14 protein-coding genes are annotated in these 17,050 nt (G+C 40.0%); 7 read left to right on the top strand and 7 right to left on the bottom strand.

Annotation, left to right across the window (positions count from 1 at the left end):
• Nucleotides 1-47 precede the first annotated feature (47 nt).
• Nucleotides 48-1,370: an MATE family efflux transporter gene (locus tag ACH6EI_RS18705; protein ID WP_226313320.1), complete on the top strand. Its 1,323-nt coding sequence runs from the start codon at nt 48-50 to the stop codon at nt 1,368-1,370.
• Between the two features lie 110 nt (nt 1,371-1,480).
• Nucleotides 1,481-2,125, top strand: a complete 645-nt coding sequence (locus tag ACH6EI_RS18700) for a cupin domain-containing protein (protein ID WP_099330724.1) — start codon at nt 1,481-1,483, stop codon at nt 2,123-2,125.
• A gap of 350 nt (nt 2,126-2,475) precedes the next feature.
• On the opposite strand, the gene ACH6EI_RS18695 is transcribed toward ACH6EI_RS18700, so the two are convergent.
• A complete protein-coding gene (locus ACH6EI_RS18695) occupies nt 2,476-3,306 on the bottom strand; it encodes an LCP family glycopolymer transferase (protein WP_099330725.1) in 831 nt (276 codons plus the stop codon).
• Nucleotides 3,307-3,382: 76 nt separating this feature from the next.
• Nucleotides 3,383-3,754 carry a PilZ domain-containing protein gene (locus ACH6EI_RS18690; RefSeq protein ID WP_098627393.1) on the bottom strand — a complete coding sequence of 124 codons (372 nt, stop codon included), beginning with the start codon at nt 3,752-3,754 and terminating at the stop codon, nt 3,383-3,385.
• A gap of 609 nt (nt 3,755-4,363) precedes the next feature.
• On the opposite strand from ACH6EI_RS18690, the gene corA reads away from it, so the two are divergent.
• The gene (corA, locus tag ACH6EI_RS18685; protein WP_013055874.1) at nt 4,364-5,335 is read left to right on the top strand and encodes a magnesium/cobalt transporter CorA; all 972 of its coding nucleotides are present in this window, start codon (nt 4,364-4,366) and stop codon (nt 5,333-5,335) included.
• Between the two features lie 43 nt (nt 5,336-5,378).
• Here the strand turns inward: corA and ACH6EI_RS18680 are convergent, their stop codons facing one another.
• A complete protein-coding gene (locus tag ACH6EI_RS18680) occupies nt 5,379-8,567 on the bottom strand; it encodes a S8 family peptidase (protein WP_108674505.1) in 3,189 nt (1,062 codons plus the stop codon).
• Nucleotides 8,568-9,021: 454 nt separating this feature from the next.
• Between ACH6EI_RS18680 and ACH6EI_RS18675 the strand changes: the two genes are divergently transcribed.
• The 3 genes from ACH6EI_RS18675 (at nt 9,022) to ACH6EI_RS18665 (ending at nt 10,389) form a co-directional block, all read left to right on the top strand.
• Complete coding sequence (locus ACH6EI_RS18675) at nt 9,022-9,531, top strand: SUKH-4 family immunity protein (protein ID WP_223546654.1); 510 nt, start codon at nt 9,022-9,024, stop codon at nt 9,529-9,531.
• An 83-nt stretch (nt 9,532-9,614) separates the two neighbouring features.
• Nucleotides 9,615-9,929 carry a YesK-like family protein gene (locus tag ACH6EI_RS18670; RefSeq protein WP_315941911.1) on the top strand — a complete coding sequence of 105 codons (315 nt, stop codon included), beginning with the start codon at nt 9,615-9,617 and terminating at the stop codon, nt 9,927-9,929.
• Between the two features lies 1 nt (nt 9,930).
• Entirely contained in the window at nt 9,931-10,389 is a 459-nt protein-coding gene (locus ACH6EI_RS18665) for a GNAT family N-acetyltransferase (RefSeq protein ID WP_099330727.1), read from the top strand.
• Nucleotides 10,390-11,138: 749 nt separating this feature from the next.
• Here ACH6EI_RS18665 and ACH6EI_RS18660 read toward each other — a convergent pair.
• Genes ACH6EI_RS18660 through nagA form a run of 4 tightly spaced genes read right to left on the bottom strand, consistent with a single transcriptional unit; the run spans nt 11,139 to nt 14,589 of the window.
• Nucleotides 11,139-11,864: an SIS domain-containing protein gene (locus ACH6EI_RS18660; RefSeq protein ID WP_367071520.1), complete on the bottom strand. Its 726-nt coding sequence runs from the start codon at nt 11,862-11,864 to the stop codon at nt 11,139-11,141.
• Between the two features lie 17 nt (nt 11,865-11,881).
• Entirely contained in the window at nt 11,882-12,607 is a 726-nt protein-coding gene (locus tag ACH6EI_RS18655) for a GntR family transcriptional regulator (protein WP_099330729.1), read from the bottom strand.
• A 57-nt stretch (nt 12,608-12,664) separates the two neighbouring features.
• The gene (nagB, locus tag ACH6EI_RS18650; RefSeq protein ID WP_033578330.1) at nt 12,665-13,402 is read right to left on the bottom strand and encodes a glucosamine-6-phosphate deaminase; all 738 of its coding nucleotides are present in this window, start codon (nt 13,400-13,402) and stop codon (nt 12,665-12,667) included.
• A 2-nt stretch (nt 13,403-13,404) separates the two neighbouring features.
• Nucleotides 13,405-14,589, bottom strand: coding sequence for an N-acetylglucosamine-6-phosphate deacetylase (gene nagA, locus ACH6EI_RS18645; RefSeq protein WP_099330730.1), 1,185 nt, complete (start codon nt 14,587-14,589; stop codon nt 13,405-13,407).
• A 328-nt stretch (nt 14,590-14,917) separates the two neighbouring features.
• Between nagA and nagE the strand changes: the two genes are divergently transcribed.
• Complete coding sequence (gene nagE, locus ACH6EI_RS18640; RefSeq protein WP_028414222.1) at nt 14,918-16,795, top strand: N-acetylglucosamine-specific PTS transporter subunit IIBC; 1,878 nt, start codon at nt 14,918-14,920, stop codon at nt 16,793-16,795.
• Nucleotides 16,796-17,050: the final 255 nt, after the last annotated feature.

The following is a 17,050-nucleotide window of genomic DNA, read 5'->3' as shown; positions in this document are numbered from 1 at the left end:
ATGTGAAAAGTGAAGTAGTGGAATCAGAAAAATCCGTCAGTAAGCTGATGCTTGTGTTTTTGATTCCGCTCATGTTAAGTAATGCCATGCAGTCCGTTGGGCAGCTGGCAGGGAGTATTATTGTCGGAAGAGCGCTTGGAGTTGATGCGTTAGCCGCTATTTCCGCGTTTTTTCCTCTGTTTTTTCTGCTCGTGTCGTTTTCAATTGGAATTGGTTCAGGAAGTTCCATTTTAATCGGGCAAGCGTACGGGGCACAAAATGAAAAACGCGTTAAAGAAATTATCGGTACCACGCTCACGTTTACCTTTTTAGTCGGAATTGTGCTTGCTGTTTTGGGAAGCATATTTGCTCCGGATATTCTTCGGATTATGGGAACGCCGGCTAATATTATTGACGTAACGGTTCACTATGCGCGCATTTTGTTTGTGGCAATTCCTGTTTTGTTTTTATACTTTGTTTATACGACGTTTATGCGCGGAACCGGAGACTCTAAAACGCCTTTTTACTTTTTAGTTGTGAGTACGGTCTTAAACCTTATTTTTCTTCCGATTTTAATTTTTGGATGGATCGGAGTGCCAAAGCTTGGCGTATACGGCGCTGCGTACGCAACGGTGTTTTCAACCGTATTAACGTTCATTATTATGATCATTTATTTACGCAAGAAAAATCATCCGCTAAAGTTTGACTCATCTATTTCATTAAAAATGGACGGAACGCTGTTAAAGCTGCTTATGCGTTTAGGAATTCCCGCGAGTATCAATATGATTTTAGTTTCTCTTTCTGAAATTGCGGTTATTACGTTCGTAAACGGATTTGGCTCAGACGCTACAGCGGCCTACGGAGCGGTGAACCAAGTAGCAAGCTATGTACAAATGCCGGCAATCAGCTTAGGAATTGCGGTTTCTATTTTTGCGGCGCAGTCGATTGGTGCCAATAAATTTGAGCGTTTAAAAGAAGTGATTCGCTCTGGAATTATGCTGAATTATGTTATTGGCAGCGTGTTGATTTTATTTATTTATCTCTTTTCCAATCAAATTTTAGCGCTGTTTTTAACTAGTCAGCATACGCTCCATATTGCCGAAGAGCTGTTAGTGATAACGCTTTGGAGCTATTTGATTTTCGGCCATGCGCAAATTATTACCGCTACGATGCGAGCAAGCGGTACGGTGCTTTGGCCTACGGTATTTAGCATTATGGCTATTTGGTGTGTGGAAGTACCCGTAGCCTACGTGTTATCGCAGTTCACGTCTCTTGAAATCAAAGGGATTTGGATTGGATATCCAGCGGCGTTTGTTGTCAGCTTAATCCTGCAGTACAGCTATTATCAATTTGTATGGAAGAAAAAGAAAATTGAACGTCTTGTCGGATAAAAAACGAGCGGAAACGCTCGTTTTTTATTTTTTCTAATTAAAACACCCTTAGCAAAGAGTTTTAATAGGATAGTGCATATAACTTTTTAATGAAAAGAGGGTATGACACTATGAGTAAATCTGGATTTGTACCGGATAATTCAAATATTAAAAAAAGCTCAGGAACGCCTAATCTGTCAGTGAATTATAAGCAAAACGTCCTGTTCAAACGAAACGACCGAAATATAGCGTATCAACTAACCTCAACTCAGCTGCCAGCAATGCTCGGAGGTGCTTTTGTTGATTTATATATGACGAAAGGGCATATGAGAGAACCGCACTGGCATCCAAATGCATGGGAATTAGATGTTGTCGTTTCAGGTGAAGTGCAGGTGTCTATCTTGGACCCTGATACAAGCAGCATGCACAATTACCGAATAAAAGAAGGCGAAGTTGTTTTTATACCGATGGGCTGGTGGCATTGGATCGAACCGCTATCGGAAGAAGCGCATCTGCATCTCTTTTTTAACAACGATCAATTTGAGTCTACAGAAGGATCCGACGTGCTGCGCTTAACGCCTCCGATCGTGTTTCAAAAAGCATACGGAGTAAGTGCAAGCGAAGTAGCAGAAGCCGTCGCTCCGATTACGGATACAGTTGTGATTGGACCGCCTAATAATCATTCTTTTTATCAAAAGAGCTATCTCAAAGATGAACGGGATGAAAGAATTGTGGTTAAAATAAATGAAAAAGTGGTGCCTGCTGAAGATAAGTAGCAAAAAAAGAGGGTGGGACAAAAGTCTTTTAGCCGAAGTGAAAAACGAACCATTAATCAAACTGTTTGATTAATGGTTCGTTTTTTTATTACGGTGAACGTAGATCTTATCTGTTTCACTCCTTCTAGCAGTTGATTGGAGGGCAAGGCAAAGACTCCTGCGGGAAAAGCGAGATGAGACCCCGCAGGAGCGCAAGCGACGAGGAGGCTCAGCGGCCGCCCGCGGAAAGCGAAGCCTTGCACGGAAATCAACTGCGGTGTCACAAGCAGTTCAGCTCATGTATCTCCTTTGGTCGTCTTTAGATAGGTTTCATTTTGTTATGTCCCAGCCTCATTTTCGTGAGGCGTCTTTTATAAAAACAGCTCCTCACGTTCTAAGTGCTTGTGTAGACGGGTTGTGACTTGTTTTTGATTCCATTCGTTTTGCGGAAACTGCTGCTTGTCTACGTGAGCAACGGCCGGCTTATAGGTTTTTTGAATCCGTTTGATATCATTAAACGTTGCGTTGGTTTCAATGTGATCAGCCAGCGTAAATACAAGAGAATGCAGCTTTGCAACGTTGGGTACCGTAGCTGCTTGACTGAAAATGGCCTTTGCTACGGACAGCTGTCTTTCATGCGCAGTAAAGACGTCTTGTTCATTACGCTCTTTTAAAAAAACAAGTGCTTCTTTTCCGTTAAGGCGAATCGATCCTTTTGGAAAAACAATGTTGCTGTGTTCAAAAGCACGTTTGTTTGTGACGATAATGCCGCCTAATTTATCTACAGCATCGACGACTGCCTGCTGATCCATTTTGACATAATAATCAACAGGAAGCTTTGCGTATGCTTCGACTTTCTTTACCACAGCATTCATATTTCCTTGGTGATAAATAGTTCGCAGTGTTTCATTGCCGAGCTGAGTTGACCCTGACAAGTGGGTCATTTTTATTGATTCATGCTGTTTATTAACAGTCATATACACAAATGACGTATTTTGATGGTTTTCTTGAATTAAAAGCAGGGAAAACGGTTGTCCTTTTTTTAAATTGACGTGTGTTTTGTTACCATGCTCAAGCGGCACATACGTTTGATCAACGGCAGCTTTCACCGTATGATAACCTGCAAACGTGATGCTGACAAAACTGACGAGTAAAAACAGTACGAGACCGCCAATCCACTCTTTTTTTGCTTTGCTGCTCATCGTCTCACCTTTTTCTATCGAATTCGTTCGTAGTATTGCCATCTTAAAAGGGGAGTAAAACAAATGAGCGCTATTTTTATTGGATATCTTGCTTTTTCTTGGCGTAGGTTTTGAGTTCTGTAATTAAAATTGCTTGTTCTTCCACATTGTTAAACGCTTCAATGCCATAAAGGTATTCGGTGTGCCGTTTTTCTTTCCACACGCAAAGTCCGGTAATATGGATGGGTTTTTCATTTAAATAAAAGCTGATTTTTAGCTGAATTTGATGATTGAAAATAGGTAAATCAAGCGGCGTAATTATTTTGATTCCTTTTGGTGAAAGGTCGATAACAGACAAAGGACCTGGCTTAGAATCGATTTCTTTGTTGTCGTATTTAGCAATGGAAAACGTTCCAACAATGGGAGTCTCAAATAAAAAGCGAAACGGTTCTTCACGTTTAAAATGCATGTATCATCAGTCCTTTTCGTAATCTAAGTTTGTTAAGTAAGTATTCGATGAAAGTCTAAAAATTCCTACACGTTTTTCCCCATCCCCCATATAATGTTTATCGATGTAGAATATCTACCATGACCAAAGGGCGGCCATGGTAGATATTCTAGACCTAATCGTAGACGATCCCCCTTGCGGGGTTGGTGGCCTACGATTAGGTGAACCTTTGTGGGAGGATTCGAGAGGTCTGGGGTAGCGAATACTGTTTGTAAGTACTGTTGCATTATTAAATAGCGGGTATATTAGTAAGGCATTCTTAAGAATTATAATAACTGCTTTTATAGTATCGGAAGTTTTGTTTGAAACTTTAAATAGAGAGGAAAAGGTTTTGAAAAAAGCGCTACGCTAGAGTTGGATTGTATGTTAAAATTAAACTTTGTGAAGTAGCTGTATTACAAGTCAGCGTTCCTTCAACTAATTAGGAGGTGAGATGAATGGGCACTGATGACCCCATTTCGATGAAGGTTACTGCAAAACAAGATAGGGGCAACAAAGGTGTATGTGTTCCTCTCATTTCAACGAAGGAAAATACTCCTTAATGCCTCAATGATGTGAGGTGAAAAATCAATGATTAAAACATACTTATATGATGATGAAACAAAAGAAATGGTAACGAATCTTGATTTAGGAGACGTGCATGAGAAATTGCGCAATCCTGATAATTTGCTGTGGATTGATCTGTATGATGTCCACGGACAAGAGCTTGCTCAAATTGCTAAATTATTCGATTTTCACCCATTGGCGATTGAAGACTGCTTACACGACAGTCCTCGCGCTAAAATGGATGATTACGAAGATTATAAATTTTTCGTTTTTCACGCGCTTCGCTATAACGAAGAAAGTGATGACGAGATTACGACGCTTGAGTTAAATGCCTTTGTCGGATCAAATTACGTAGTGACGATTCATAAACATAAAATGGGCTGGCTTCGCAAAATGGATGCCGTGTGCTCACGCTATCCAAAGTTTATGAACCGCGGCGCCGACTTTTTGCTATATGCTTTGATTGATGGCATCACGGACGAATATTTTCCGATTTTAGACCGAATTGACATGCGTATTGATGAATTAGAAGATGAAATCTACAACAAAGAAGTGCGCGGAGTGACGGAAGAGTTCTTGGCGTTAAAAAGAACGATTATCTTAATCCGTCGCGTTATTCTGCCTCAGCGCCGAATTTTCTTAACGGTTAATGGAAAGTGGAAATTCGACATACGAGAAGAAAATGTTCCTTTCTACATTGACCTGCTTGACCACTTGGAGCGTATTGTAGACTCTGCTGAAACATTTAGAGACCTCGTAAACAGTGCACTTGATACGTATTATTCTATTACCAATGCAACTTCATCTGAAAAGCTGAATGTCTTAACGTTAATTTCAACGATTATGCTTCCGCTAACGTTCGTAACCGGATTTTTTGGAATGAACGTACCAATTCCATATCAAAATTCCCACTGGGCTACTGCTGTTATTATTGTTATGTTAATTGTGTTAACGTGGGGAATGTGGAAATACTTTAAAAACAAACAGCTGTTATAACAAAAAAGGCACTTGGCCATAAGCCAAGCGCCTTTTTCTTTCTTTATTTTGTCACTGTTTTTGTTGTTGCTTTACTCATATTGTTCGCTTTGTCTTTTGCGGTTACGCTTAAAACTGTTTTTTCTTTTTGCTTTTTAATTTTTACTGAGTATTGTCCTTTGCTGTTAGCAGCAGCAGAGCCAATGCTTTTTTTGTTTACTGTTACTGTTACGGTAGCATTTGCTTCTGCTTTACCCGTTACAGCCGTGCTTTTTGTTGTGACAGCATTTACGCTTGGTGCAGCAGGGGGTGTTTTATCGCTTACTTTTACAATCGTAGCTTTACTTGTGTTGTTAGCTGCGTCTGCTGCTGTTACGCTGATTGCTGTACCTGCTTTTTGTTTTTTAATGGCAATGCTGTACTGGCCTTTGGCATTGGCTTTTGCTTTGCCGATTTCTTTATTGTTCACTTTCGCTACAACGGACGCGTTTGCTTCTGTTGATCCTTTAATAGCCGTATCTGCGTCGCTGACTGGATTTACTTTAGGTGCATTTGGAGCAATAACGTCACGCACCGTTACTTTTACTTCTTCACTTTCTTGTTTTTGGCTATTTGTAGCCGTGATGTACAAGACTGTGTTTTCTTTTTGTTTTGGAATTTTTACTTTGAACGCGCCTTTTGCGTCAGCTTTTCCTGAAGCAATCACTTTTTTGGCGCTGTTTTTAACATTTACCGTAAAATTCGCTTTAGACGTTCCTGTTACATACTCATCTTTATTCGTTACGGCTTTTACGGCTGGTTTGGCAGGTGCTTTTTGAACAACTGCACGAATGCTTGTACTTGCTTTACCGTTTGTTACAACCACTTGTAAAACGGTATCAGCTTTTTGAGCTGGAATGTTCATAGAGAACGTATTTTTTGCATCAGCTTTGGCTGTGCCAAGTGTTTTTGAGCCGTTCATTACTTTAACAGTTGAACCGCTTTGAGCTTTACCTGTTACTGTTTTTTGCGTGCTGACAAATGTATTTACCTGCGCTTGCAGCTGCTGTGCACTTACCGCGCTGTACGCATTTAAACGTCCCCATCCTGATACGTAATCGTAGCCTGGAGCAGGAGGTTCTGCTGGACTTTCTTCGTCATCGTATACAGGAGCATCTTTTTCATCGAATTTAATATCTTTAGCTGTATCCGTTAGGCGTTTTTCAACGTCTTTTGGCTTTAAGCCTGGGTTTTGTGATAGCAATAATCCCGCAACGGCTGCCACGTGAGGTGTTGCCATTGATGTTCCGCTTAAATAAGTAACGTTTCCGTCTGGAACAAGACTTGGAATATCAGAGCCTGGAGCTGTAATATCTAATCCTTTTCCATAGTTTGAGTAGTCAGATACGATATCTAAACGGTTTGACGCGCCTACTGAAATCGCATAGGCAGATGAAGCTGGGTAAGAGAGCTCTTCCATACCGTCGTTTCCGCTTGCTGCTACAACCGTTACGTTATGGTCGTATGCATATTTTAATGAATATTCAAGCACGCGGCTGTAAGATCCGCCAAGGCTTAAGTTAATAACTTTTGCACCGTGATCAACCGCGTATTTAATACCGTACGCAATTTGTTCTGTATCTCCGCTTCCAGATGCGTCTAGAATTTTAACCGGTAAAATTTTCGCGTGAGAATTAATGCCGGCCATTGAATAGTTATTGTTTGCAGAGGCTGCGATAATACCTGCTACGTGAGTTCCGTGTCCGTTGTCATCAGTTGCATTCGACGAACGATCCACGTAGTTATAGCCTGTTTTTGTATCCACGACGCCTTTTAAATCAGCAAGTGATGAATCGACGCCCGTATCGGCAACAGCAATAACCGTATCTTTTAATTTTTGACCGTTTAGTAATTTTTCAAGCGATTCATATTGAATATCGGCATGTTGAGTACCGTCATTTTTACCCGTGTTGTTTAATGACCATTGATACGGATATTGTGAATCCATTGAAAGAGCATGGTACTCTTGAACCGGCTCGATAAATTCAGTTTCAGGAAGTGCCTGAATTTGTTTTGCCGTCATTTTACCTTGAGCAGACGACGTGCTGAAGCTTTTTCCATTGCTGTCATCTAATTGAATAACAAACATATTATCAAAAGAAGCAGCTGATTGTTTTAATGGATTAATAGACTCAATGCTTGCTGATTTTGACTGTGCTTTTATTTTAAATGATTTAGCATTTGCACCATCTTTTAATTTAACAATATAGCGAGTTTCCGCTTTTGTTGAAACGCTGTTTGCGCTGACTAATTTAGCTCTTACTAATACAGACGATACATTTAAGTCCGTAACGTCTTTTAATTTTGTCTGCGCTGCTACTTTTTCTAAATCTTTCTTTAAAGCAGCTGGAACGGATTTATAAGCGATGCTGTATAAATCATTGATTGCTTTTTGATCAGCACTTGTAATCATATATGTGCTTGATGCGCCGTTTTTCGCTACATCTGTAAATAGACCCTTTAGCTGAACTAAATCTTTGTATACTTGTTCGCGCATCGATTTATCGATGATCATTTTAGAGCTGATAAACGGAGCGGCTTTGTAGTAAAGAGAAGAAAGGTCTTTTCCGCTTGCTGTTTTTGAAAGCACAGCGTCACGAATCGTACGCAAATCTTTTAAAATACCTTTTCCGTTTTCTTTTTGGCTTGTACTTAATTCAGCCGGGCATTCTTCTTCCATCATTTGAGAAGGAGGAAGTGAAGCGCCTTCATAGCTGATTGTATATGGAACTTCTGTTTTTTCTTCCGGCTGTGGTTCTGGAGAAGTTGAACCATCTTCCGCATCTTCTTCAATCATGTCGTCTTCGCTTCCATAATACTCAACTTTCACATAATAAGGGCCAGTCCAAGCGATTGGAAAATCAAGCTGAGCAGGCTCATCTTTGTAGGAGTATCCCATATAACGGTCAAATGCCACGTTGTTTTTGGCATTTTCAAGGCTAGAGTAAACCGTGATGTTTACTTCATCATCACTTTGAAGCTTAATTCGGTAGTATGAAAACTTTGCTACCTCTTGCTTAGAAGGATTAATTTTGTACCAATGTGTTTGTTCTGGTTCTGTAAATGTTCCTTTTGCTGCTTTACCAATGCTTAATGTTTTTTCATTAGCAGGAGGATTGCCTGCTGCTTGTGTTTTCAGTAAGCCTAATTGGCTAAAACACAAGGTGAACATTAAAGCAAAAGCAATAAAACGATAAATTGACCCTTTTTTCATGTTAAACCTCCAAAAAAATATAGTAAAAAACAGGAATTACATACCTATTAAACCATAAAGTTTAAAAACTTGTAAATAATTACTGTTGCTTATTTTAGTATTTTGTCAAGTTATTAATCTGGCATAAAAAATGGTGAGATAAGTCCTAGTTGCAAAAAGTAGAAAAAATTGGAATAATAAAGATTGAGCCTATTTATAAGAGGCGAAAGTACGCTGAAAAGGGAAGAAGGGAATGAGAAATATTTTTAAAAGCAGAATCTGTTGGAGAAAATCTGATCGGTTTCTTTTTACCTGTGTTTATAAAGAGGAAATCGGGCTATATAAATAAAGATTGGAAAAATTTTCAGTCTAATTAAGTTCATTTGTAGCATATAATACGAGCTGGATTTCTTTTATAATAAACAAAAGCAAAGAAAGAGCAAATGGTGAAAAGGAGTGAAAGAAGTTGTCAAATGTGATGCAACGACAGGAAAAACGAATGAAGTTTGATGCCGAACAGCTTGCACCCCTTGATATTGATAAAGAGACAAAGAAGTTGCTAACAGAAAAAGGATTGCCCAAAGAAGCTTCACCATTTCTAGAGTTCGTTTCATCCAAAGGAAAGCTAACAACATTATGCGAAACATTTGAGTTATCATCTCGCTACCAGCACTATTGGTTTTTAGGAACAACCGGCGCTGGAGATCCAATTTGTCTTCATCAAAAAAACGGTTCGGTTGTGCTGCTTGATACGTCCAACGATGACTGCGAGCGTTTCGTGAATACAACTTTTCCGCAGTTTTTAGCATGCTTAGATGTGTTTGAAGAGCTAGTAGAAGAAACGATTCAAGCAAACGGAGAATCTGCATACTTAGAGCGACACATTCCTGCTGAGGTGCTGCAGCGATGCAAAAAACGTATGAATGAAATTGATGAAGCCTGCTTAGCCCCTTATTCTTTTTGGTTCAAAGAACTTTCTTTTTAATAATATAGTAGAAAAATAGACATGGCCGCTTTGGTCATGTCTATTTAGTTGTGGCTGCAGGGCTATTAATATAGATAGAATAAATGAAAATGATAGTATATAATGGATATAAATTCCTTTTTTTGAAGAGGGAGGAGGGTGTAAATGATTTCTTTGTGCTGCTTTTTGGTGCGTCGTATTTCTTCTATAGAAGAAACTCGCCCGTGCAGTACGGAATTTCACTTAGCAGCATGCTAATAAGCATATTTCTATTTCTATATAGCATATTTGGAGTTGGCGGCTTTGAAGGAATGGGTCTTGGTGCTTTAGCGGCTGCTTTGTTTTTGGCGTCGATTCTGAGCTTGTTCGTCAATGTTCTTTTTAATATCATAAATGGACGAGGGAAAGGTGCTGTATAAAATGGGAGAGATAACCTTTAGAGAAGCAGTGCGAGAAGATTTGGATCAAATTGTTGAAATGCTCGCGGATGATATGCTCGGAAGTAAACGAGAACGCTATGAATTACCGCTTCCAGACTGTTATGTCCAAGCATTTCAGGCAATTGATGCGGATCCAAACAATGAACTGATTGTCGCATGTAAAGATAGTGAAGTAATAGGTGTTCAACAACTAACCTTTACGCCCCACATTGCAAGACAAGGCGGGTGGAGAGCCACGATTGAAGGAGTTCGAACCGCTTCGTCACAGCGCGGAAAAGGGGTTGGCTATCAGCTGATTACATGGGCGATTGAACGAGCCAAAGAACGTAATTGTCAGTTAGTACAATTAACAACGGACAAGGAACGATCGGAGGCTTTGCGTTTCTATCAAAAGCTTGGATTCACAGCTTCTCATGAAGGATTAAAGCTCCATTTGTAATTCGCTGCTAATGGTTGTATCCCCGTGGTAAGAATTTTTTAATTAAAATGAATTTTTTAGTTTAGTTCAATTGAAACGTGGTATACAGATAGTACAGAGCCGATAGAAATTTTTCTAAGGCTACTGTGAAAGGTAAATACTTAGCTTCATGAAGGGACTGGTTTAGTTTTGGAATACTTAACAGCAACTTCAGCAAACGTATTACCTCACATGAAAAGCAGATATTCTGATCTGACAATTGGCACTCTCGTTATGAACCGATATACGTAGCGAAAGGGCCTCACAAGGGCAAATGAACATGAAATAATTAGAATGATATGAAGGGAAGAACCTGCATCAGTTTTGATGCAGGTTCTTTTTGGTGAGATGCGGCAAGAAAACTTATACAAAACTTTGGCAGGAATTTATATGTAAAATCTATAAGTTAAGTATGGTAAATTATTTTAACATTACGGATGAAATCATACATACGATAATTATGAAAGAAGCTAAAAGCCAGCTAGAACATTACCGCAAAAAAATCTTCAAATGAATGCACTACGAAATTTCTTATAACTTATTTGACACCTAAGGTATAAAAGAGTATACTTATGTTAAACATAGTAATTATGTCGGATAAGTAGGTTATGGTGCTGTGAACAAGACTTCTACTAATAAAGAGGAGATCTAGTCCAAATCGTACAGTCCGACTTTGATGAGATGCTTTCAAGCATCTTTTTTTTGTGCAAAAAAAACAGCCGCAGAGGCTGTTATAGGGCAGTAATTCTTCCTTTGTAAGCATCAATCAACCGCTGGTTATGTTCATCTGAACCTTCCATGTTTCCGCTTAAAAAGACAGGAGGGGTGATGCCGCGGCTGAGCAGTTTTTGTATGGCTTTAGATAGGACATCATTTAGGATAGCGCCTCCAATTACAGTAGAACCAGAAGCGAAGGAAATGTCTTGCTGATGAAGAAGAACGTCTCCTTTTGGAATATGATTATTAATAACAAGATCCACGACATCATGAAGGTATTTTCCGCTTTTATGTCGCGAAGCCCGGCTCGTGGCATAAGAAGGAGAGGTAAGCCCGATAACAAAGGCGCCTTTTTCTTTTGCAATCAAAGCTACATCAATCGGAACGGGATTTACGCCCGATGTAGAAATTACAATCATGATATCTCCTGGTACGATATCTTCTTTTTCCATAAAGGTGGAGGCATAGTCGTTTTTACGCTCTAGCTGTGAAGAGCGCGAAGCTCCTTTATGAAGCATCAGTTCTTCTACAAAAATAGGATGAATCGGCGCAAGCCCTCCGGAACGGTAAAACACTTCTTCCATTAAAATATGAGAATGACCGCATCCAAATAAATGAATGAGGTGATGAGAAGCTAATTGCTGTGAGATTTTCTCGGCTGCGGATTCTATTGCCTGCTGTTCATGCGCCTCCACTTTAGCAAGCAGTTTTGTTAGTTCCTGTAGATATAAACTAGACATAAAAAAACTCCTTAGTTTTAAGATCGTGTCATGTTAATCGTAAACTTATAGCGGTCTGCTCGGTACGAAGACTTCACCACTTCAAGCGGCGTGCCGTCTTGTAAATACGTATTTCGTTGAATCAATAGAACGGGTGAATATGAGTTGATTCCAAGATGCTTCACTTCGGTTTCAGAAGCTAAAATGGATTCTAACGTTTGATTGGCTTCACCAATTTTTAGGCTTAACTCTTCTTCTATATAGCGGTAAAGAGAATCGTTAACAATGGATTCTGTTAACCCTTTGACTAAGTTAGCGGATACATATACGCTTTCGAGCGCCATTGGCACGTCATCAGCTAAACGAATACGCTTGATTTCATAAACAGGTGCATGAAGAGAAATGTGCAGCTGCTCGGCAATTTTTTCTGAAGCCGCAATGATTTCAAAGCTCAGCAATTTACTGCTTGGCACCATTCCGCGCGCTTTCATATCTTCTGTAAAACTCGTTAATCCAACGAGCTGCTGCTCCAGTTTTTTTTCAGATACAAAGGTGCCGCGGCCTTTTTGACGATATAAATAACCGTCGTTTACTAAATTGTTAATCGCTTGGCGAACGGTCATTCTGCTGATTTCAAATCGTTCTGCAAACTCTCGTTCAGAAGGAAGCGAATCATTTGGTTTTAACTCTCCGTTTTCAATTTGTTTTTTCAACTGTTCTTCAATTTGATAATAAATCGGAAGAGGTGAGCTTTTATCAATCACTTAAGTTCTCTCCTTTATGTAAACCTCCTCATCTAAAAAAGACGAGGAGGCTATAAATTAAACCGTAGTCGATACTTTAGCTAAAGCTTCTTGGTCCGCAATAATTGTAACACAGTGATGCTTCTTTAAAATAGAAGCAGGGAAGTCTTCTGTGATTTCTCCGTTAAGCAGCTGATACATCGCTTCTGCTTTGGCTTCCCCGGAGATAAGCAGTAAAATTTCTTTACTTTTCATAATCGATTCAATTCCCATTGTAATAGCCTGAGTAGGCACTTCGTCAAGAGAATTAAAGTAGCGCGCATTGGCTTTTCGCGTTGACTCTTCTAACGTCACAATATGAGTAGGAGAGTTGAATGACGTACCAGGTTCGTTAAAGCCAATGTGTCCGTTTTGACCGATTCCAAGAATCTGAAGGTCAATGCCTCCATGATTTTGAATCATTTCATCGTAGCGGCGGCATTCTTCTTCAGGCGTATCAGCCAGCCCGTTAGGAACGTGCGTGTTGCTTACGTCAATATCAATGTGATTAAATAACGCATCTGCCATATAGTAGTGATAGCTGTTTGGATCTTGCGGCTTCATTCCCACATATTCATCTAAGTTAAAGGAAGTAACGTGTTTGTAAGACGTGCCGTGCTCTTTATGATCTTGAATTAAACGATCATATAATCCTTTCGGCGTGCCTCCCGTTGCAAGTCCCAGATTCATATTTGGCTTTTCATGAAGTTTGCTAATCAGCATATCAGCTGCTTTTGCACTCATTTCACTGTAGTTTTTCACTTGGATGATATTCATTGTTAGTCCTCCTTTTGAAAGCTCAATGTGCCTCGGCAAAATGTCATTTCAACATCTAGGTTTTCATTTAACACCACTATATCCGCATCTTTTCCAATTTTGAGGCTTCCTTTTGTATCGAACAGATTAAGCTGTTTTGCTGGGTTTTCAGCAGTCATTTTTACGATGTCTTCTAATGAGCAGTTCGTAAAGCTCATCGTGTTTTTAATTGCATCGTTCATCTTTAAGATGCTTCCCGCTAATGTTCCATCTGCAAGGGTAGCCGTTGTGTCGTTTACGTGAACAGGCTGTCCTCCTAAATCATACGTACCGTTTTTTAGCCATTTGGCACGAAGAGAATCCGTGATAAGAATCATGCGTTCACTTGTGATTTGATCGTACGCAAGCTTGACCATTTCAGGTCGGCAGTGGATGCCGTCTGTAATTAGTTCTACAAATAATTCATCTCTCAAATAAGCGGCGCCCAATACGCCGGGCTCTCTATGGTGAAGACCGCGCATGCCGTTATATAAGTGCGTAATATGAGAAGCTCCTGCTTCAATAGCTTCACCGACTTGATCATATGTGCTGTCGGAGTGGCCAATAGAAGCGACGACGTTTGTTTCTTTTAAATAAGAAGTAAGCGCTAAGCCGTTTGGCTGCTCCGGAGCTAATGTAACAAGTTTAATATGTCCTCCGGCTGCTTTTTGCCACTCTTGAAACAGTGCTACATTCGGATCTTGAATGTGAGTAGGAGGCTGCGCGCCCGCACGTTTCGGTGAAATAAACGGACCTTCTAAGTGAATACCAACTACTTCAGCATCGGTGCTTGTTTGCTCTTCGATATAAGCGCCTGCGTTGCAAAGTGCTTTTTCAACCGCTTCATTCGACTGCGTCATAGTAGTTGCTAAAAAGCTTGTTGTACCTTCTTTGGGAAGCGTGCGCGCCATTGTTTTTAATGCTTCTGCCGTACCGTCCATCGCATCGGCATTGTTAACGCCATGAATATGCACGTCAATGGCACCAGGAATCACTTTATAGGAAGGAGAAAGCTCAATTACATGGTCTTTCGGCTGACGTACGTATTGATGGATCTCTCCGATTTCAGTAATTTTCTTGTTCGTTAGTTTAATATACCCGTTTTTTAATGTCTGATTTTCACTATAAACGGTTACATTATAAATAATGATGGATGAATGTGTATCCATACATACACTCCTTTGCTCGTTGTATTGATTTAAGTGTAACGCTTTTTGGAATAGTTGTCTAGACCAGTTGATTATTTTTTGTGAATTAGAAAGTTTTGTAAGGGCTTTTAACATTGATATAGAGAGGTTTTTAAAAATAAAATTGGTATAGACAACTATATATTTTATGTGCTAGTATGAGTCCATGCAGTAAAACCGCCGTCATTTCAGCTGATGATGTAATCATAGGACAGGGATGAATGCGGTAACTTGTCATCCGATAAATATTGTTACGAAAATCCTTGCTCGTAACATCGGGTTAAATACGTTATACAAAGGGGATAGAAACATGCTGAATTTTTTACAACGTATTGGTAAATCGCTTATGCTGCCAATCGCAGTATTACCTGCTGCGGCATTGCTTCTTCGTTTGGGTCAAAAGGACTTATTAGATATTCCATTTATGGCTCAAGCCGGAGATGCGATTTTTGCGAATTTAGCACTACTGTTTGCACTCGGAATTGCTGTAGGGCTTTCAAAAGATGGAAGCGGCGCAGCAGCACTTGCCGGAGTCGTCGGTTATTTTGTGTTAACAAAAGGAACTGTAGCTATTGATAAAGATATTAATATGGGTGTACTCGGCGGGATTGTCTCGGGGGTAACGGCTGGTTTACTATACAATCGTTTCTCAGCGATTAAGCTGCCAGAGTGGCTCGGCTTCTTTGCAGGAAAGCGGTTTGTACCGATTATTACTTCAGTCGTTATGCTTGCGCTTGCAGGAATTTTCGGGGTTATTTGGCCGCCGATTCAAGATCAAATTAACAACTTAGGAACGTGGATTACAGGAGCAGGAGCGCTTGGTGCAGGTATATACGGATTTTTAAACCGTCTGTTGATTCCAATTGGACTGCATCACGTGTTAAACAGCTTAGTATGGTTTGTATTTGGAGACTATCACGGCGTAACGGGAGATTTGAATCGCTTCTTTAAAGGAGATCCAACGGCAGGAACGTTCATGTCTGGATTCTTCCCGGTTATGATGTTTGGTTTACCGGCAGCTGCGCTTGCGATGATCGCAGCAGCTAAAAAAGAAAAGCGCAAACAAGTCAGCGGAATGTTAATCGGGCTTGCTGTTACATCTTTTTTAACAGGAATTACGGAACCAATTGAATTTCTATTTATGTTCGTAGCACCGCTATTATACGTTATTCATGCCGTTTTAACAGGAATATCGATGGCTTTAGCCGTTGCTCTTGGCATTCACGCTGGATTTGGATTTTCAGCAGGGGCCATTGATTTCTTCTTAAACTACGGAATTTCACAAAAACCGCTGCTGTTAGCGGGAATTGGAATTGTATATGCGGTCATTTACTTTGTCATTTTCTACACGCTGATCAAAGCATTAAATTTAAAAACACCGGGACGTGAAGATGATGAAGAAGTAGACACATCAAACGAAACGGTTGTGGCAACAGGTGATAAATATGTGGATATGGCATCGTATTTTATTGAAGATTTAGGCGGAAAAGAAAACTTAACCGTAATTGATAACTGTGCGACTCGTCTTCGCTTACAAGTAGCTGATGCTAGCAATATTAATGAAGCTGCCTTAAAGCGCCACGGAGCGAGAGGAATCATGAAGCTCAATAAAACAAATGTTCAAGTCATTGTCGGAACAGAAGTAGAGTTTGTTGCAGACGCAATGAATCAATTAGTTAAATACGGCACAGCGTCAACCGCTGCACCTGTTGAACAACAGGCTGTTCAAGCAGATGCACACACAGAGTTTGTATTACCGTTTGAAGGCGTTGTAAAGCCGCTTAGTGAAGTGGAAGATCAAGTGTTTTCACAAAAGATGATGGGCGACGGCTTTGCGATTGAACCGATTGAAGGAACGCTCGTATCACCGATTAACGGTGAAGTCATGACTGTGTTCCCAACAAAACATGCGATTGGTTTAAAAACAGTAGAAGGAATTGAAATCCTGATTCACGTTGGATTAGATACTGTGAATTTAAAAGGAGAAGGATTTCAAGCGCTTGTTCAAGAAGGTGACAGCGTTCAACAAGGAACACCTCTTTTACAGGTGGATTTAGAGTATGTTAAAAAGCATGCACCGTCTATTGTGACACCGGTTGTATTTACCAACTTGCCAGCGGATAAAGAAGTGAAGCTGTTAAAAACAGGCTACCAAAAGCAAGGTACAAAAGACGTTATTACATTTTAATAAAAAGGCTGGAACAAACCTGTTCTAGTTAAAAGAAGATCCGAACGATTCATCGTTCGGATCTTTTTATGGTGATGGTGAACGTTGTTGCAAGCAATCAGCTCATGTATCCTATTTGTTCGTTTTTATATGGGGTGATCTAGTTACGTTTCAATCTCTTTTTCTTTTCTTCATAATTGAGAGAATTTTGTGTTAAAATTTAGGGTGTTTGATACAGCTAGTGCGCAGCAGAGAGGGAGTAGAACAAGTGAAAAA

This window comes from Priestia sp. JSM ZJ58, assembly GCF_044383985.1.
GTDB lineage: Bacteria > Bacillota > Bacilli > Bacillales > Bacillaceae_H > Priestia > Priestia zanthoxyli.
Note: the sequence above shows the minus strand (reverse complement) of the source record. Positions and strands in the feature narration are given on the sequence as shown.

Bases quoted from the DNA above. Each gene is read 5' to 3' on its own strand.
- ACH6EI_RS18705 (WP_226313320.1), top strand. From the start codon at position 48: ATGCTTGTGTTTTTGATTCCGCTCATGTTAAGTAATGCCATGCAGTCC.
- ACH6EI_RS18700 (WP_099330724.1), top strand. From the start codon at position 1,481: ATGAGTAAATCTGGATTTGTACCGGATAATTCAAATATTAAAAAAAGC.
- ACH6EI_RS18695 (WP_099330725.1), bottom strand. From the start codon at position 3,306: ATGAGCAGCAAAGCAAAAAAAGAGTGGATTGGCGGTCTCGTACTGTTT.
- ACH6EI_RS18690 (WP_098627393.1), bottom strand. From the start codon at position 3,754: ATGCATTTTAAACGTGAAGAACCGTTTCGCTTTTTATTTGAGACTCCC.
- corA (WP_013055874.1), top strand. From the start codon at position 4,364: ATGATTAAAACATACTTATATGATGATGAAACAAAAGAAATGGTAACG.
- ACH6EI_RS18680 (WP_108674505.1), bottom strand. From the start codon at position 8,567: ATGAAAAAAGGGTCAATTTATCGTTTTATTGCTTTTGCTTTAATGTTC.
- ACH6EI_RS18670 (WP_315941911.1), top strand. From the start codon at position 9,615: ATGAAAATGATAGTATATAATGGATATAAATTCCTTTTTTTGAAGAGG.
- ACH6EI_RS18665 (WP_099330727.1), top strand. From the start codon at position 9,931: ATGGGAGAGATAACCTTTAGAGAAGCAGTGCGAGAAGATTTGGATCAA.
- ACH6EI_RS18660 (WP_367071520.1), bottom strand. From the start codon at position 11,864: ATGTCTAGTTTATATCTACAGGAACTAACAAAACTGCTTGCTAAAGTG.
- nagB (WP_033578330.1), bottom strand. From the start codon at position 13,402: ATGAATATCATCCAAGTGAAAAACTACAGTGAAATGAGTGCAAAAGCA.
- nagA (WP_099330730.1), bottom strand. From the start codon at position 14,589: ATGGATACACATTCATCCATCATTATTTATAATGTAACCGTTTATAGT.
- nagE (WP_028414222.1), top strand. From the start codon at position 14,918: ATGCTGAATTTTTTACAACGTATTGGTAAATCGCTTATGCTGCCAATC.